13 protein-coding genes and 1 pseudogene are annotated in these 17,353 nt (G+C 48.2%); 3 read left to right on the forward strand and 11 right to left on the reverse strand.

What is annotated here, in order from left to right:
• Window positions 1-27: 27 nt before the first annotated feature.
• The 5 genes from Pan54_RS15180 to Pan54_RS15200 all read right to left on the reverse strand — a co-directional run bounded on the left by Pan54_RS15180 (window position 28) and on the right by Pan54_RS15200 (window position 7,249).
• Window positions 28-1,344 carry a beta-ketoacyl-[acyl-carrier-protein] synthase family protein gene (locus Pan54_RS15180; RefSeq protein ID WP_146504283.1) on the reverse strand — a complete coding sequence of 439 codons (1,317 nt, stop codon included), beginning with the start codon at window positions 1,342-1,344 and terminating at the stop codon, window positions 28-30.
• A gap of 443 nt (window positions 1,345-1,787) precedes the next feature.
• Window positions 1,788-2,465: a TPM domain-containing protein gene (locus tag Pan54_RS15185; RefSeq protein WP_146504284.1), complete on the reverse strand. Its 678-nt coding sequence runs from the start codon at window positions 2,463-2,465 to the stop codon at window positions 1,788-1,790.
• A gap of 147 nt (window positions 2,466-2,612) precedes the next feature.
• Window positions 2,613-3,437 carry a TPM domain-containing protein gene (locus tag Pan54_RS15190; RefSeq protein WP_146504285.1) on the reverse strand — a complete coding sequence of 275 codons (825 nt, stop codon included), beginning with the start codon at window positions 3,435-3,437 and terminating at the stop codon, window positions 2,613-2,615.
• Window positions 3,438-3,544: 107 nt separating this feature from the next.
• Complete coding sequence (locus Pan54_RS15195; protein ID WP_146504286.1) at window positions 3,545-4,978, reverse strand: POT family MFS transporter; 1,434 nt, start codon at window positions 4,976-4,978, stop codon at window positions 3,545-3,547.
• A gap of 273 nt (window positions 4,979-5,251) precedes the next feature.
• The gene (locus tag Pan54_RS15200; protein WP_165441792.1) at window positions 5,252-7,249 is read right to left on the reverse strand and encodes a PQQ-binding-like beta-propeller repeat protein; all 1,998 of its coding nucleotides are present in this window, start codon (window positions 7,247-7,249) and stop codon (window positions 5,252-5,254) included.
• 236 nt (window positions 7,250-7,485) lie between these two features.
• Between Pan54_RS15200 and Pan54_RS15205 the strand changes: the two genes are divergently transcribed.
• Together Pan54_RS15205 and Pan54_RS15210 are read left to right on the forward strand one after the other, a co-directional pair.
• Entirely contained in the window at window positions 7,486-8,712 is a 1,227-nt protein-coding gene (locus Pan54_RS15205; protein ID WP_165441793.1) for a GNAT family N-acetyltransferase, read from the forward strand.
• A gap of 200 nt (window positions 8,713-8,912) precedes the next feature.
• Entirely contained in the window at window positions 8,913-9,815 is a 903-nt protein-coding gene (locus Pan54_RS15210) for a cupin-like domain-containing protein (protein WP_146504289.1), read from the forward strand.
• A 307-nt stretch (window positions 9,816-10,122) separates the two neighbouring features.
• Here the strand turns inward: Pan54_RS15210 and Pan54_RS26670 are convergent, their stop codons facing one another.
• The 3 genes and pseudogenes from Pan54_RS26670 to Pan54_RS15225 form a co-directional block, all read right to left on the reverse strand.
• On the reverse strand, window positions 10,123-10,293 hold the full coding sequence (locus Pan54_RS26670) for a CsbD family protein (RefSeq protein ID WP_146506459.1): 171 nt from the start codon (window positions 10,291-10,293) through the stop codon (window positions 10,123-10,125).
• Window positions 10,294-10,325: 32 nt separating this feature from the next.
• A pseudogene (locus Pan54_RS26825) lies at window positions 10,326-10,477 on the reverse strand (DUF3309 family protein).
• Between the two features lie 88 nt (window positions 10,478-10,565).
• Window positions 10,566-11,036, reverse strand: coding sequence for a PA2169 family four-helix-bundle protein (locus tag Pan54_RS15225; protein ID WP_146504290.1), 471 nt, complete (start codon window positions 11,034-11,036; stop codon window positions 10,566-10,568).
• A 323-nt stretch (window positions 11,037-11,359) separates the two neighbouring features.
• Here Pan54_RS15225 and Pan54_RS15230 point away from each other — a divergent pair, with 323 nt between their 5' ends.
• Window positions 11,360-11,593: a YciE/YciF ferroxidase family protein gene (locus tag Pan54_RS15230; RefSeq protein ID WP_165441794.1), complete on the forward strand. Its 234-nt coding sequence runs from the start codon at window positions 11,360-11,362 to the stop codon at window positions 11,591-11,593.
• A gap of 107 nt (window positions 11,594-11,700) precedes the next feature.
• Here the strand turns inward: Pan54_RS15230 and Pan54_RS15235 are convergent, their stop codons facing one another.
• The 3 genes from Pan54_RS15235 to Pan54_RS15245 form a co-directional block, all read right to left on the reverse strand.
• Window positions 11,701-12,501, reverse strand: coding sequence for a hypothetical protein (locus tag Pan54_RS15235; protein ID WP_146504292.1), 801 nt, complete (start codon window positions 12,499-12,501; stop codon window positions 11,701-11,703).
• A 194-nt stretch (window positions 12,502-12,695) separates the two neighbouring features.
• Window positions 12,696-14,378, reverse strand: a complete 1,683-nt coding sequence (locus Pan54_RS15240) for a hypothetical protein (RefSeq protein WP_146504293.1) — start codon at window positions 14,376-14,378, stop codon at window positions 12,696-12,698.
• A 264-nt stretch (window positions 14,379-14,642) separates the two neighbouring features.
• The gene (locus tag Pan54_RS15245) at window positions 14,643-16,988 is read right to left on the reverse strand and encodes a DUF748 domain-containing protein (RefSeq protein WP_146504294.1); all 2,346 of its coding nucleotides are present in this window, start codon (window positions 16,986-16,988) and stop codon (window positions 14,643-14,645) included.
• Window positions 16,989-17,353 lie beyond the last annotated feature (365 nt).

The following is a 17,353-nucleotide window of genomic DNA, read 5'->3' on the forward strand; positions in this document are numbered from 1 at the left end:
GAACAATTTCCCTGTCACAGATGCAAACTACACGCACTCAACAACCAACGCACTGGCCTGACCGGCACGGGTGATGTTGACGTTGATGAAGATTTTGTTGTCAGTCTTCAACGGCTCTCCATGAACGATGTTGAGCGGACAGTTCGGATCGGGTGTGCTGTAGTTGAGTGTTGGGAAGATGATCCCATTTTTCAGTCCGAGAATCGAACCGGCGATTTCCAATGCCCCTGATCCTGAACCACAATTCCCGAAGAACGGCTTCAGAGAAGTCACGGGAATTTTAGACCCCAGATCATCCCCAAAGACTTCCCGAATTGCAGCGGCCTCGGCTGCATCAATCTTTATGGAACCACAACCGTGAGCATTGATGTGACCGACTTCTTCCGGTTGAATGCCAGCACTTCTCATCGCAGCTCGCAATGCATTCACGACAGCTTGTCGGGGATTGGGTCCCTCTTTGACAGTACGGACACAAGAGCTACCAATTCCCAGGACGTAACCGTAAATATTTGCATTACGATTCAGCGCCCGATCTTCCTTCTCCAGAATAAAGGCACAAGCACCTTCGCCTAGGACTTCTCCCCCCCGATTTTTATCGAAAGGCTTGAGAACTGTTTTGGGGTCTGCACCTTTGGGATCGGCAACTTCATGCAATCCGGTCAGATTGATCGATTTGATCACATGCAAACGGGCACCGGTTGTCCCGGCAATCATCGCTTCAGCCTGACCACGTCGAATGATGCGGAGTGATTCCCCAAGTGTTAAATTGGCGTTGGCATCTTCAAGTGTCAACGAATTGCTCGGACCACAGGCACGGGCATAAATGCTGATATGACAAGCTGGCATATTCGGGAGATACTTCAGCAGCCACAAAGGCTCCAGTTTCGGCAGGCCCTTGCCTCCCCATACCGTGTCCGTTGGTATTCCTTCCGCATTTCGAGAGGCGGCTGCAGCATCAAAAAGTACATCTGGAGGAGAAAGCATCAGGTCGGCTCCGAATTCGACACCGAGCCAGGTGCGATCTTCATCAGGAGTCGGAGGTTCCATTCCGGATTGTGCTAACGCCAGATTTGCAGAGGCAACACCCAATTGAATATCGCGGCACATTACCTTGATGCTTTTTCGCTGCGGTCGCAAATATTCTTTTTTCATCGAAGAATCGGTGAATTCGTGGCACTGTCCGCCGATATGACCAGGAGGAGCGATGCCCGGAAACAGGTCGAAGGGACCAATTCCAGATTCTCCATTCATCAGGGCTTTTTCGACGGTGTCGATATCATTGCCACAGGCACTGACAATTCCCATTCCGGTAATACTAACGCGCTGATTTGTTGATTCGTTCATAAACCCGAAATTCGCTTACAGAAAGTCAAAAAAACAATTTTGACTCGGAAAGTTAACGTGAAAATCCATGCGGACTCTCACAAAAGTGCCTGATGAATTTAACATCGGCTAATTCACGATGATAATAGAGTCTTCGCGATATTGTGAGTGAATTCTCATCATGAGTCAAATTGCAAGAAGACGCAATCTAGGCAGCATTTGCAAGGGATTCCAACTTTTCCGAACGCAAAATCAGCAAAAGAGGTATCGATCGTAACAACTTTCCGCATCGGACTGAGAAAAAGGCGAGATTGCGCAGATGGCGGGGTTCCCGAATCAAGATAAAGATTTATTAAAAACTTACTCAAAATGATAAGAGCTTCGCCGGATGGTGGGGGCTTCGGCTAATGCGGAGCGCCCGCCCCCCCAGGTTATTTTGAGAAATTAGTTATTGTTAGCGGTTCTTACTCGATAATAACCAGAGCGTCGGACAGTTCATTGACGTCATCGGCTTGTCGGGGCAGCAGTTTTCCCAGCTCGATTCCCAGCGTTTCGATAGTTTTCGTCATTGCCTCCGTAAGATTTGCCGATTTCACCTGCTCGATCATCTCACGGCAGAGTTCATTGATCCGTTCCTGCCCCAGTAAATCCAGTGTATTTTGATCGGCTAGAACAACTGCTCGATGTTCGTACAGTGAAAAATAGATCAGCACGCCGGTGGCGTCAGCCGTGTGATGCACCCGTTTATCGAAAAAAATTGCCCGGGCAGCCTTCCAGCATTCATCCGACATTTGTTCGGCTGGTGTAAACAACCGTCGTAATCCAGGGATCTGAGTCGCCAGAGAAGCACCCAGGATATAGCCCACAACAATCACAACCACATAGGCGGCAAGCTGCACGACGGGATGATTCCCCGACCAGTCACCCACTTCGACCGGAACAGTTGGATACATTGCCCAGGTTATGATGAACGCAATCAAGCCGAGCCATAATCCGGCACTGTCCTCTGCTCGGTCGTATCGCCCGGAATCATTCGCAACAACCGGCACGATTTCCGCAGCCGTCTTTTGCTCTGCAGCGACAACGGCAGCAGTAATCGCCTGATGATCTTCTGGTGAAAACAATTCTTGTGCACGTTTCATGAAGTTTGTCTAGGGTCTAGAGTCATGGGGCCAGAGACATCATGCCATACAATCACTCGCTTGCGCTTCGTGCTTGTAAAGCTTGTTATAATACTTTGAAATTGACGATCAATTCCGCCTTCCTCCTTCAACCTTCCGCCTTGAAAATCACCAGCTTCCCGAAGCTCCGCCGCCGCCCGAGAAACCGCCTCCTCCGAACGAGCCACCGGAGTAGCCGGAACTTCCTCCAGAATTGGTTGCCATGTGATACAAAACCGTTCCGATGATAGCGAACACCGCTCCCCAGAACAGCCAGGCCCAACCACTGGCTCCTTTGCGGATCAGCGAGAAAATCGTAAAAATCCCCAGTCCAATCACACCGATTAAAACCGGATAAAACCAGGCTGGTTTCGGGGCAGCAGGGAGTTTGAGATCGCGGGCCATCTTTTCCAGCGACTCGACTCCGGCAAGAATTCCTTCTGAAAACTGCCCCTGCTTAAATCGAGAGACAATTTGCTCATCCATAATTTTCTGACAGAGATCATCCTTTTCTCGCCCCCAGCCGGCTCCCAACTCAATCCGAGCTTTGCGATCGCTCTCGGAAACAAGCAGCAGAATTCCCTTGTTCCAGGAAGTCTCTCCAATTTTTTCCGGGCCGATTTGCCACTGATCAAATAATAATCGAGCAAATGTTTCGATTCTTAATCCGGGGGCACCATACTCCGCCATCGAATTGATCGTCACCACAACCAGTGGAGCGGCTTTGTCGGTCAGGAGTTTATCGGCCAGTTCTTTGATCTTCGCTTCATCTTCCGGCGTAATCATGTCGGCTTTGTCGAGCACGAAATCCCGCTGACCGGGAGGATCGAGTTTGATAATCAACCCTGCATTTTCCTGAGCAGTCACGACCGAGGCAAATCCTGCCAACATCAAAACTGTCAGCAGCAACGCTGTTCGCTTCGGTTTCAAAATTGGAGATACAAAATCAATCATCGATCGGGCATCCTCAGAGTCATTAATGAGCAGAGTCAACAGGGTGAACGTATCGAAGACCTGGGAGGTTCATGAAAACCTGAAAAACCTCCCAGTTTCTGAGCCCCTTAAGTTCCAGTAGTGCCTTCTTCATTGACTTCTTCCTCAGGTACGATCTCTCCGGCATCGACTGCCAGTTCTTCATCCTGAATGTAGGTTTTGCCACGATAGAAAAATGAGAAGATCGTAAACAGGACCGCAGTCACAAACATGCATACAGTGAAGAACTGATAGTACTCCACTTCGGTCAGCTTACTGGTCCCGTCCTCATTTTGAATGAAATGATTCACTCGAGCGACGAAGAAGTTACCCAAAGAAACCGACATCAAATACAGTCCCATGATGAACGATTTCATCCGTTTAGGAGCCTGAGTATAAGAAAATTCCAAGGACGTGATCGAAACCATAATCTCGGCTGCTGTAATGATGACATACGCCCAGAAATGCCAGATGATATGTGGGTTTTCACCGGCGGCAATTCGCATTTCCAACCACATGGGCAAAGCAAAGGCGGGAACTGTCAGAAACAAGCCAATCGCAATTTTTCTCAGCGGGGTAACGGCAAAGAATTTCCCCATCCACGGATAAAGGACATACGAAAACAGAGGGATAAAGAGCATCACCAGAAACGGGTTGATTGCCTGCAACTGAGAGGGCAGGACTTCATACCCGAATACCATTCTGTTCATCGACTGTGCCTGGGTGACCCAGGCGGATGCGGTTTGATCGAACAGTGCCCAGAACATGGCAATGAACAGGTAAAGCGGAATCAGGTTCAGAATGGCCAGCAGGCCCGTTTTTGAGAATGTCTCTGAAAAGAATTTGTTCCCAGAAGGAGGAATATGGACGAAATTATTTCGCCCCAACCAGAATGTGAATGTCGCGATCGCCATCAACACTCCTGGAACACCAAAGGCGACAGCCGGACCAAACGCTTCCAACAACACAGGTATCAACAGAGTCGATATTGCCGATCCAAAGTTGATGGAAAAGTAAAACCATTGAAAAACGCGAGGCAGCAAATGCTGGTTTTTTGCCCCAAACTGATCCCCCACATGGGACGAGACGCACGGCTTAATCCCACCCGACCCCACAGCAATTAATGCCAGGGCGATTAACAAAGTCGTTCTCGGATTCAATCCAGTAACTTGAGGGATATCAACCATCGCCATGACAGCATGTCCCAGGCAATAGACAATTGATAAGGACAGAATCATCCGATATTTACCGACCAGCCAGTCAGCCAGAATAGCTCCAATGATTGGGAAGAAGTAAACAGCCGATCCAAAATTATGCAGCCACTCGCGAGCGACTTCTTTGGACATCGGATCCGGTTCACCAGTCACATCGATCAGATACTTCGTCATGAAGATCGTTAGAATGGCTTTCATACCATAGTAACTGAACCGCTCTGCTGCTTCGTTTCCGACAATATAAGGAATGCCCGGCGGCATCGTTTCGATATCGTAGGGAGCCGTCGCGTGATGTTTTTTGCCGTCCATTATTGCAATCTCTCTTTGCTGAGATCCGAAGAAAACAGAAGCCTGCCTCTGGTTCTAATCCATGAGCTTAGGCAGTTTCCACTGAAAGAATAGGAAATCAGGACTAGAATAGGAAACCAAGGCGAACTGGTCGAGGGAAGTTGTAGCCTCAGACAATTTCCACGCGATTCGTCACAGACCAGTCGATCATACAATGCCTGACGAAATGTGTGTAACATGTCGTTTACAATTCCGCGTTTATCTGCGGCCATCCGCGGTTCAAATTCGTCTTCATTAATACCGCAGCCAGAACACCAACACGCCACTTCCCCAAAAACAGCTGAAGGTCAACAATTTCAGGAACACGATCAACATCACTCGTACCACCAAATTCTGTTTGACTCTCCACTCCCACAATCCGATCGGTATTGCCAGAATTGGACCTGCCAGAAAGGCCCATTCAAAGACCAGGCTCAATCGTTTACACAGCCAGTAGTAAACGATTGAGACTGCAACAAAACCGATCACGGGGAGTCGATCTCTCCAGAACGATTTGGACTTCTGCCGAGAAAAACTGACGTTGGAAAGAACCGGTTCAAAAGACACGAACAAACACAACGGCCAGGTAAACACAAACTCCTGAGTCCAGAAACTCAACCAGGTCGTTCCCAATGCTCCCAGCGTCAATGCCAGAAATCGATAGCAGATAATCCAGGTCAACCAGCGTCGACCCGGCAATGCCAGCCAGGCTGGGATGACTGCCAGAAATAAACTTCCCATCAATAAGCCGAGCGACCAGAAATACCAGTTCCACAACCACTCGTTCGAGGGAAGATCAAACGCAAACTCCGGCTCTACGGGAATCACTTTTTCCGACCAGTTTGAGTATTGAGTCTGCGGAATCTCATCGAGACTCATCCGCTTCTGCCCTTTTCCCAGCAACTCAGGTTCACCCACATATATGCAGGCCGCTCGTGTTTGATTCCGTACATAGATACAACCACGATGCAAAATAGGCGGCGTCCAGGTCAGTTCTCCCGTTAGGACATCGCATCGGTCAAGAATTTCACAATTCTCCCGAGACGGTCTGAGCAAAATCAACTCGCCACGCTCATTCAACAGGATGAGCTTGCCAACTGCCACAACAATTCCTGACTGTCCAATTTCCTCGGAGATATCATTGTTCGAACGCTGAGGCTTTCCCGAACCCTGCCCCCAGAGTTCTTCTCCTGTCAGAAAATCAACACAACGAAATTTCCCTCGCGATGGTCGTTGCGTTTTGGATTGGGGATCGAAAATATCGAATCCATAAATAGCACCATCGACAAATACACTCGACAGAACATCGTTCGAAAGAGTTTTCGAACGCCACACGGTTTTCAGAGTTGGCTGTCCCGAGAAATCCTCTGGAATTTCAAGGAGTTGTGATCCCGCCTGAAACGGAGCAGCAATCCACAGGTAGGGTTCCCGATAAAGCGGCCAGGCCGAATGCTCGTCGTACCCATGCGACAGTTCCATATTGATGAGCAACTCGCCAGTTTTCAGATCGTGAATCACCAGAGCATTTTCCAGATACCCGACAACCAGTTGTCGACCATTGCGGTCAATCGGCATGACTGGGCTATAACTCCCCGGCTCATCACCAGCAGCCCACACTGTCCGCCCATCATCAATGTTGAGTGCGACCAGACTCGCCCCTGCACCTCCAACGGGCAGCAGGACTAAATCATCGACAACCGTCGGCGAACTGGAATAGCCGAACCCGGTCCCTCCTTCTCCTTTAAATTCTTCGATGACATTTCGCGACCAGAGTTTCTTTCCCGACTTCGCATCCAGACATCCAATCCCCCCTGCTGGACTTGCGAATAACACTCGTCCTTGCGCCAAAGTTGGCGTTGCCCGAGGTCCGGGATAGACGCCAGCAATTTCATAAGGCCAGTCGTATCGATAACTCCAGATTGTCTTTCCAGTCCGTGCATTCAGACAATACACATACTGCCCATGCAACGATTGAGCCTGTGTATAAACACGATCTTCCTCCGCCACAAACGCGGAGTAACCCTGCCCGAGATCTCTCACCCACAACACGGGTGGACCTTCTACCGGCCAACTGTCCGCGAGATGAATCTCTGCAGAGTAGGCATCATGATTCACACCACGTACAGAAGGCCAGCCGATTTCCTGAATATACTCCGGCAAAAATGGATTCTCGTCCTGAGCCGACGAACTTGCTGCAGATTGTATCAGAATGCTAAAAGCGATTACTAAATTCAGGCAGGGATTTCGGCTCACGAATAACCTCAAGATTTTTTGATTCAGACCGGGAAACAGATCGTAGGTCGTTGAAAATCGACGCAGCCTTTCCGATCCATTCAGTCATTATATTCATCATGACCAGAATGATGTGACATTCCCATCTCCATTGACTCCCTGCATAAGTAATCTCAGCCATTCCTGGTTTTGACAACTCAATTCTGCGACGTAGATTTCAGAGGACATCCCTCGAATTCACACCTGAAATGATTTCCATGCCGGCCACGACGCAGGAATACGTTGCAAAATCGAACAAGACTGGCTCACAGTCTCATGAATCAACACGCCCTTTTACATCGCGGATTCCGCTTGATGAGTCGATGTGGATCGAAGTGGTCGATTCTCTCGAAAATTTAGCCGCTTATCGCGTAGACTGGTCTGCCCTGTGTACGAATGCTGTTGTCAAGAATGTCTTTTACGAACCCTGGTTTTTATTGCCAGCGATCGGACATCTTCACTCTGAAAAACAATGCCGGTTCATACTCGTCTACCAGAAAAACAAACGCATCACCGATCCCGACATCCTCTGCGGTTTCTTCCCGCTCGAACAAACACAGTTGCGATGTTTTCCGCAAGCCTGCTGGAAGCTGATCACGGATAATTATCTCTACCTTTCGCTGCCATTGCTGCATTCCGAGTTTGCAGAAGAAGCGATGCATGCATTTTTAAAATGGACCCAAATTGCACGGATTCCAATTATGCAATTTGAACGCACACAGTCAGAAGGTCCTTTTCAACATGCGTTGACGTCGGCTCTCAATCAGCGGAATTTGTTGCCCTGCAATGTCGAGCAATCGACGCGAGCCATTCTGAGACGCAAACAGGATTTGAACGACTACTTTACGGGGCGCGGTCATTATCGACGCGACATGCAACGTCGGCGACGACGTCTGAATGAAAAAGGGCAGGTTGAGTTTCGCATCCTGCAGAATACCGGACAACTTCACTACTGGCAAAACAGTTATCTGAACCTGGAAAGTACGAGCTGGAAAGGGAAAAACGGCACTGCAATCGCTCAGGATGATCGGGCTACCCAATTCTTTCTAGACGTCACATCTAACGCGATGGAGCTGGGGAAACTTCAAATGCTGGGCCTGTTTCTGAATAACGAGCCGATAGCTGTGAAGTGCAATTTGTCTTCGGGCGAAGGCAGCTACTCCTGGAAAATTGCATTTGATGAGCAGTACTCCAAGTTCTCTCCCGGCGTCCTGCTGGAACTCGAAAACATCGAATACTTTCACAACCAGACTCAACTGGAGTGGATGGACTCCTGTGCGTCCGAAGCTCATCCGATGATCAACAGACTCTGGCAGTATCGAATTGGTATGCAAAGCATTTATATCCCGACGGGCCGGTTTCTGGGAGAAATGTACTGCAGCACACGACCAATGCTCCGTTCAATCAAGCGCTATTTAAAGCGGATGTTAAACCGACAATCTTGATACTACTGTGAAGCCATATCGTTGCCGAATAAATAAATTTAACCTGGGGTGGCGGGGGCGCTCCGCTTTAGCGGAAGCCCCCGGAAATTCAACGATTCGGGGGCTTCTCTTCGAGAGCGCCCCCGCCACCCTATATCTCAACAAATCAATTTCCTCAGGCATCGCCTGTAATGATTATTTTTAAGAGGAAGAAGCGTCCGATGATCGATGCCGTTCAAACACGACCTGCGACTGAAGTCAAAACTAATTCCAAACCCGGCGAATGGCTCTCCTGGAATCAGGAAGAGTTCGAGCACTGTTTTTCGAAACGACCGTTCCTCATTTCCCACGATTTGTGCGATCATCCATTGTTTAACGTCGAACGTCTGCTCGAACTGGCACAGAAACTTCCTGCGGATCAAATCGAATATAATGCCGGCCAGTTGCCTGTTTCGATCTCCCATGCTGAAACCCCGATGAACGGCCTCTCCGCTGATGAGACCATTCGCCGGATCGCCGAATGCAAATCCTGGTTAGTCATGAAGTACATTGAGCAGGATCCCGAATATAAGCAGTTGCTCGATGAATGCCTGGCTCAGGTCGCTCCGCTGACCGAGAAAATCGCTCCCGGCATGATGAAGCCTCACGCGTTCGCTTTTATCACTTCACCCGGCTCTGTCACGCCCTATCACATCGATCCCGAACATAATTTTCTGCTGCAGATTCGCGGCGAAAAAATCGTTCGTCTGTATGACGGCAACGATCCCACATTGCTGAACCCCCGCGAGCTCGAAGATTTTTACTGTGATCGCGGACGAAACCTCGTCATCAGCGAAGAGAACAAAGAACGCTGCTGGACCTACCGCCTCAAACCGGGCCAGGCCCTGCATTTCCCGGTCACTTTCCCGCACTGGGTTGAAAATGCAGATGATGTCTCCATCTCATTCAGCATCACCTTCCGCACCCCCGATCTCGATCGCCGACGTGCGTTGTACCGCATGAACTCCGGCTTCCGTAAACTGGGATGCAATCCAGCAGTCCCCGGTACGAATCGCCTTTGCGACAATGCCTGCTACCAAGCCTTCCGCGTCTGGCGAAAAGCCGCCAGCTTCATTGGGAAGTGATAATGTAGTGCGCCGTTAATTGATTTTTAAACCACGGATGCACACGGATTTACACAGATGTTTTTTATCTGTGATGTCTGGTTCTGTCGTGTTTTTACTTTTTGTATAATCGAGGGTGACTGGGGTCGAAGCGGAACGGAGCCCTCAGATTTGCGAGTAATACGTATTTACATTGAATTCATTGAAACAAATGCAAACAACGAAGCACTTGCAACCAGACTGAATATTGGTATCAACATCGCTTTTCCCTTCGTAAAGAAAGCAGGCTCGAATTTCTCCGGGCCTGCAGACGAGAGACGACTTCTCTTTAGCAGTTGCAGGACGATTCGAATTCTTGAACTTCCCGCTCGGCTTCTTCTTTGTCTTTGCCGTATCGTTCCTGAATGACTCCGACCACTTCTTCACGGCGACCATCGATTTTATCCAGATCGTCGTCCGTCAGATCGCCCCATTTTTGTTGGGCCTGGACCCTTTCAATTTCGAGTACATTCTTGCAGCATACCGGTGATCTTAAATTCGCCCCAGCACAACAAGAATCACTACAATTAAAACAACCAGACCAACGCCGCCACTGGGGCATAACCCCAGTTTCGACTATGTGGCCAAGCCGGGATTGCTCCCAGCAATAACAGAATGAGGATGATGAGCAAGATCGTTGATATCGCTTTTCTCAAGAGTTGAAAATCTACAATGCAACCTTGTGTCAACGACAACCTGTCTCATGGAATCCTCCTTGAACCGCTCTCTCTCTTACTTATTTTTATATCGATCTCGCAGATCACGAATTTTATCGTGTCCAGCTTTAACGATCGAATATTGCTCAGTCAGCACATCATTCAAGGCACTGCCAGCGGTCTCTTTCAACACATCTTCATAAGCTTCTTTGATGTGATCTTCTCCACGCTCGGCTTCAATCAGGATGACGTAGGCATCGCCGCCGTTCAGCTTGCCACGAATGTCAATCCAAGTGCGATGCACGCTGGCTGCCACCGAACCATCGTCCTCAGCTTCTTCACCATTCCATTCCACATAGTTCTGCAGTTCAGTCGCCAGACTGGAACGATCGTGTGCAATTTGACTGAACAATGCTGAGAGATTCTTATCATCAATCTCTTCAGACGCTTCGCGGAATCCATCATAAGAATCGATGTTCGCCCGAATCAGTTTTTGAATTTTCTCGACAGTCTCTTCTTTGAGGTTGTGTTTCGTTTCCAAAGCCATGATTTGCTCCTGCATTAAATAATTATCTGGGTCGTGTGAATTTGATACGCTTGTAATGAATTGAATATGCAAAGTGTGTGCCATTAGTCTCGGGAACATTTAATCTCCTCTAATCCGCTCGAAATTAGAGTCATATTGGTAGCCATTCGATCAAACTGGAGGATGGCTAAGCAGCATTCACAGAGTATTATGAGTTTCAATCAAGCAATTTCTCTTCAATACCCTCTGTAACATGATCTCCAAAATGCATTTAAGAGATGGCACAAAAGCTTCATTCTTATACCAATTACACAATCCCTACCCCTCTGACAGGAGATGAAAGCATGTCTCTCGATAACCTGGCTGATGCGGATATCAAAGATGCGGTGATGATTGCCTGTGCTCAAATGGTGGAGCATTACGAAATCGCCATCTACGGCACCCTCTGCAACTGGGCCGATAAGCTGGGTAACAAGAATGCCCTGAAACTCCTCAAGCAGAATATTGATAAAGAAGAATCTGCCGATAAGAAACTGACTGAGATTGCCCGCAGCATCAATCAGGAAGCGATGGTGTAATTCACGGTTAATTTGATTGTCTAAATACGAAGAAAGCCGCTGAAATTGCCAACTCCAGGCAATTTCAGCGGCTCTAATTATTGTAGATTCGAGTAGATTCCAGGGACTTATCCTTCGCTGCTGACCAGCGTTTTCTTACCCAATATCGCATCGATTTCCGCTTCGAGGGAAGCCGTATCTTCCGTAAGTTCTTCGTCGAGTAATTGATCCAGAGGATCGGTTCCTAATGCTTCCTGAGCTTCGGCAATCCGAATTTCTTTTTCGATTTCGTCAGCGAGTTCATTCGCACGAGCCAGATCTGATTGATCAAGCTCCGGCAAAGTTGTTCGCTGCTTCAGTTGTTGAGCGACCGCCTGAGCTTTCAGTTTTTCGAGTCGATGTCCGAGCAATTTCCGCTGATTTTGCCATTCCGTGAACTGCTTGTTTAGAGCTACGACTGCTTGTTTCTGAGCAGAAACCGCCTCAGCACAAGCCTCGGTTGTTGCGGTCGATTCTTTCCAGGCAGCCAGCTTGTGTCGCAAAGCCTGGCCGATATCGTCTTTATTCACCTTCTGACAACCAACTTTAATCGTCGCATATTCACTGGCATCCAACCAACCTCGCAGATGTTTCATCTCGGTCAGCAGGTTATTACTTTTTGATTCCTGACGTTCCTGTTCCAACTCAGCATCCTGCAGACTGATGTTCGCCTTGGCGACCAGATATTTCTGGGAAGCGACCTGCTGGTTAAGTTTTCCAAGCAGGACTTCGAGTCGATCGATTTCGACAGACATCGGAATCGCTTCTTTAACTCCGTTATGCACCCGATTGCGAACCACCTGGGTGTATTCGCTGATCTCAGCAAAAGAAAACCCGACGACGGCAAACAACAGAGCCGCTCCGATCCCAACCCCAATCAACTTTTTCATCGCTCCGACTCCTGTATCTCATTAATTTTGATTTGATTTTCCGCTTCAAATAAGGAAACGAAGCAACTGGAAGAATCTTCCTTGAGAAATCAAAAAAAAATTGAAATGCAGAAAGTTAGATAAAGTTGTGGATCTAGAATTCTGGGGGGCTACGCTGTGCCACGACTCCAGCCACACCAGAGATAGGAGTATTTTCAATTACTCTTGAGTTCTCGTAATGATGTCAAAAATTCAGTCACGGCTTCGTGGTTTCTTCGCGTTTGACGAACAATCAGCACGCGGGCATTATGGGTTTGATGGAAAATGACTGCTCCCCCGGTGCCATCGTTTAATTCCCACGGGCCGGGCGTGGACTTCATGATGGCATCTTCAAACCAGTTGGTCACAGCATAGTTTCCGCCAAAACCACCAGTTCCCGCCATTCCGTCATCAAACTGATTCAGCATGACGACCTCGGAAGGCATCAACGCTTCCGATGTATCGGAAGCTGGTTTCATTTTTGGATCTATGAGCTGAAATAACCCTCCCCCACTACCTTGCTGAGGCATATTGGGACTGGTCCCACCAAAGCCACCATTGAAATCTGATCCGTAACCAAAACTAGAGCCTCCATAAACTCCGCTCGAATATTCGGGCAGAAGAGTGGCGGGAATTTCATTCTGAGCAATCAAATCAGAGACATCGTAAACCTGAACTCGCATCATTTCTTCTGCCGCAATCTCTGTCGTTACTGTCAATACTTCATAATCGAGGACGTAATCGAGAGAATCACCAGTGGAAGAGAACAGCAGCTTGAGAGCTGACTGCAGCGAGATGTCTTGACAAGCAAATGTCATGGGATTGCCTGGAGCGATACCCTCATCTTCCAATGCAACAATATCAAGCTGGAAAGGAATTTTTGTAGTTTCGGAAAGAAATCGGATGACTTCATTCAATGGTGTCTCTAAAAATTCCAGTGAAATCTTCTGTTTCAATGCTTCCTCATGCTTGGTTCGAGCACTCTCGACAATCTCCTGATACTCCATTGCTAATTGTGCAATAGAATCTACTGGCTGCGAGCCTGTTTTATTCACCTGATTGGCACTGTCAATCATCCTTAAAGTTTCCAGCAGAACAGTAACTTCCTGCTGAGCCTGCAGATTGTGCTTAACCGAAATCAAATTTCCCCATTGAAATTCTAGAGGAGAAATTGCTCCCCCTTCGCCATCTTCATTACTCCAACAATGATTGGAAGGATATTGCAGGACCTGGATCAAATGTTCCATGTCGTCATAACGACCTTCATCCGCAGTTGACTCGGTTTCCATACCGAAGCCACCCATATCATCACCGACGTCATCATCCCTACCAAACGGAGATAACTCTCCAGCAGTTGCAGGCGGAGTATGAGGGACAAAATCGTTGACCGGATAAAGTTGCGTCACCTGGCTTTCTTCCATTTCCCAATGACTGCCAATGACGAGACTTTCATTCCGAGTGGTCCAGCCGAGATCTAGATAGCTCTGTTTGAAAAGATGATGCAGCATCGAACGTGTCGTAATCTGCTCACCTGTAAATGATACCGGCATGTCAAATCTATATCCTTCATCATCCAGGCTACGGGCATCGAGAACGACAGGAATGCTCAACAAATCACTCAAATAATGGGCCACCTCTTCGAGTGGAACTTCAACAAACTGAAAATCATGCTTTTCGTTCAAGGCTTTCATCAACTTCAGTTGAACGGCATCGCGAGATGAATTTTTCGATTCCAATTTCGCAGGTTTCTCTTGAGTTGTTTCCTTACCCTTGTTCGGAGGATCAGCCTGAATGTGATTCGACTGATTGATTATCAATAAACCAGCAGCGAGCATCATTGACAGGATTAGTGAGCGCATTTCTTTCTCCTTGACGAGTTCTTCGAATTAAAACTCGATGACGGAAGCATCGAGCGAACATCATAACCAAAGCAAAGTTTTAGGACGTTCATGTCCGACAGAAGAGAAATTCAACAATAAAGAAATGCAACCAGAATAATTCTGCGACAGATAGAACGGGGAGGAAATAGAATAAGTCCCAGTCGCGATAAGAATTGATTATGCCCTGACGTAACAGATTTGCAAGTTTAATAGACCTGCTAGAGAATTCTTTGGGTGAGAGACTCACGGATTTTTTCTTCGTCGATTCAGCAAGCCTTTCAAGAGACCTTCAACCGCTCCCGCTCCCAATTTCTTGAGGGGTGCACTGACCACCTGTGGCTTGTCGAACGTTCCCTGCACTTTGATTTCCACTGGCTGACTCCGCAGGAACTGCGCAAATGCCCCGTTTTTTTCAGGAAGTAAATCGAGAGGAATTGTCAGGGTGATATCGAGCGTTTGATCCAATCCAACCGAACCACTGCTGACAACGGCAATCTTCCCTGCCTGGAATGTCAGTGAATCGTGATAGATACGCTCGCCCCGGCGGGCAAATTGAATGCTTTGCTCAGGCAGTTCGAGCCATTTGGCTCCCTCTTTTAGAAAGCTGGTGTCCGCATTTCCGCCCGCCAGTCCCATAATACCGGAAATGGGAGCAGTCGCTGAGACAATCATCGGCCCGGGACCGAGTCGACAGGAGTGGACCAGTAACGATCCCTCAAGTTTGTCAGGAGAACCTGTTTGCATATCGAACACCAGCGATTTAATTCCCAGTGAGAATTTTCCGGAGAGCTCCGTCGCATTTGCAAAAACAGGAGAGACATATTTCAACCAGCTGCGGCACATCGGTTCTGTGAATTCTACATTTTCGAGTACCATGCCCGGTTCCATTATATACCGATTCGGCTGGTCTCCCTTTCCAAATTCAATGCGAGACACCCCCGCAAACTTTCCTTCTGCACCGATACGAACAGTAACCGGGACAATTTTTAGAGTATCTTCAGCGTATTTTGTCCATAATTCGCCTCGTTCCGATTCGATGCCATAACATTCCAGATTATCCCATGTCCACAGGGCTACTGCTGAAAGAGGTTGCTCTTCAAATAAATTCTCTTTCGTTGTTTCCGGTTCTGGCAATTTCGTTTGAGAGTTCTCCGCGATCTTTGGTTCAGCCTTAGTTTCTGCTCTTGGTAAATGTCCTTTCACTGCAAATTCAGAAAGTGAGAGTTTCTCGACATCAATGACATTCTGTAAATTCGGAGCGGCTAGCTGAAGCAACGGCATGATATTGCCCTGACCGGTGCCGGACAGATCAAGCAAAGGACGAGTGTTGCGGTCGAGAATAGTTCCCGCCATCGAAATTTGCCCTGGTTTGGTTTTTAGCGTCAAGGAATCCAGTTCGATGCTATTAGCGGCGACTCCAATAGTTCCCTCAGTGAGTAATTCCACGTTTCCCAGCAATAGCGGTGCGATTGCTGCTGCAGTTGGACTTTCAGGAGTATCAGCAGGGGAAGATGGCTTTTTATCAACGATGGGAGAGACAACGCAATTCGCCATGTCGCAGCGGAGATTAAACTTGCCGGGAGCCGTTGGGAGTGTGTTGTCGACCTTGATGCTGCCAGAGAAATTGGATGACGTTAATTCGTTGCCGGGAATCCATTCACTGGATTTCATTTTGAAATCCTGGGCCGTAAGTTTTCCATCGAATGCGAGTTTGAAGCCGTCTTGGAAATTCCCCGTCCATTTCGTATTGAATTGGCCATCTGTATTGGACGCAGCCAGATGCAGATGCGGTGCAAATTGCTTCAGCCAGGGTTGAAGCAATTCTAATGGCGTCTTTTCAATCTGGCCCTGCACATCTCCAGCAGTGACCTGGTTATTCGCCATCGCGAGTTGGAAGTTTGCACTGACTTTGCCAGCAGGCTGAGGAGTTTTGTTATCTGTCGTCAGAATTGTTTCACTGGTCAATAAACCAGATAGAAGTTTTGCAGACTTCTGCAACTGAATCTGGATATTGTCGACTTCAACCTTGCGATTAGTCACCCGGTCGAAGACGGTGACTTTGCCATCGACAATTTTGAGATTGATCGGATTAGAACCATGTTTTAATTCCGGCCACTTCCAGGACCCGGAGCCAGACGCTCCGAAAACTTTCTCCCAGTTGGTTTCGCCGTAGGCACTCACCTCATAATAGAGTTCCGGCCCTTTGATTTTCAGTTCCAGCGACTCCGGTCCACTCCAGAGCAATTTCCACAACGGGGTACTGACTTCAGCCGAGGCGATTTTTGCCAGGGCTCCTCCCTGCTTATCACGGACGGTCAGCCCACTCACTTGAGCCGGCTTCCACCACGCGAGATTCGCATTGTCGATTTCCAGAGTCCCATCAAAGTCGCGCATCAATTCATCTGCGATCTGCTGTTTCATTGCCGTGGTCGACAAAATCTGCGGCAACATCGCCGCAATCCCCACAAGGACAACGAACAGCACCACAAACATTCCCAGCAGCAGACGAGGCCAGCGACGTTTTCGTGGCTTGGAAGCTATGTCCGCTTTGGGTTGTTCCTCGATTTGTTCAATTGTGACTTGAACCATATTTCACCGCTCCAATTCCGGCTGCTATTTCATTCAGGCCGATATGCGAGCCTTCTCTTATGAATAGTGTGGCGTATTCGTGAGAAAATCAAGGTGAGAAATTAAACGAGACAGGAACGTGCGGCTTTTAAATTTTTCAGGTCGTTACAAGCACGAAGCGCAAGCGAGTGAGTCCATAGTTCACCTGACTCACTCGCTTGCGCTTCGTGCTTGTATTTCCAGCTTTTATTATGTGAAAAACCGACCGAAAACTCATCCGTTTTCGGTCGGTTAAATTTCCTCGCACGTACTGCAGATCAGTGACATCCGCAACCGCGGCAGCCACGGCAAGATCGGCAAGAGCGGCAAGTTCGGCAGTTGCGACA

It is taken from the genome of Rubinisphaera italica (assembly GCF_007859715.1).
GTDB classification, from domain to species: Bacteria; Planctomycetota; Planctomycetia; order Planctomycetales; family Planctomycetaceae; genus Rubinisphaera; species Rubinisphaera italica.

Bases quoted from the DNA above. Each gene is read 5' to 3' on its own strand.
- Pan54_RS15180 (WP_146504283.1), bottom strand. From the start codon at position 1,344: ATGAACGAATCAACAAATCAGCGCGTTAGTATTACCGGAATGGGAATT.
- Pan54_RS15185 (WP_146504284.1), bottom strand. From the start codon at position 2,465: ATGAAACGTGCACAAGAATTGTTTTCACCAGAAGATCATCAGGCGATT.
- Pan54_RS15190 (WP_146504285.1), bottom strand. From the start codon at position 3,437: ATGATTGATTTTGTATCTCCAATTTTGAAACCGAAGCGAACAGCGTTG.
- Pan54_RS15195 (WP_146504286.1), bottom strand. From the start codon at position 4,978: ATGGACGGCAAAAAACATCACGCGACGGCTCCCTACGATATCGAAACG.
- Pan54_RS15205 (WP_165441793.1), top strand. From the start codon at position 7,486: ATGCCGGCCACGACGCAGGAATACGTTGCAAAATCGAACAAGACTGGC.
- Pan54_RS15210 (WP_146504289.1), top strand. From the start codon at position 8,913: ATGATCGATGCCGTTCAAACACGACCTGCGACTGAAGTCAAAACTAAT.
- Pan54_RS15225 (WP_146504290.1), bottom strand. From the start codon at position 11,036: ATGGCTTTGGAAACGAAACACAACCTCAAAGAAGAGACTGTCGAGAAA.
- Pan54_RS15230 (WP_165441794.1), top strand. From the start codon at position 11,360: ATGTCTCTCGATAACCTGGCTGATGCGGATATCAAAGATGCGGTGATG.
- Pan54_RS15235 (WP_146504292.1), bottom strand. From the start codon at position 12,501: ATGAAAAAGTTGATTGGGGTTGGGATCGGAGCGGCTCTGTTGTTTGCC.
- Pan54_RS15240 (WP_146504293.1), bottom strand. From the start codon at position 14,378: ATGCGCTCACTAATCCTGTCAATGATGCTCGCTGCTGGTTTATTGATA.
- Pan54_RS15245 (WP_146504294.1), bottom strand. From the start codon at position 16,988: ATGGTTCAAGTCACAATTGAACAAATCGAGGAACAACCCAAAGCGGAC.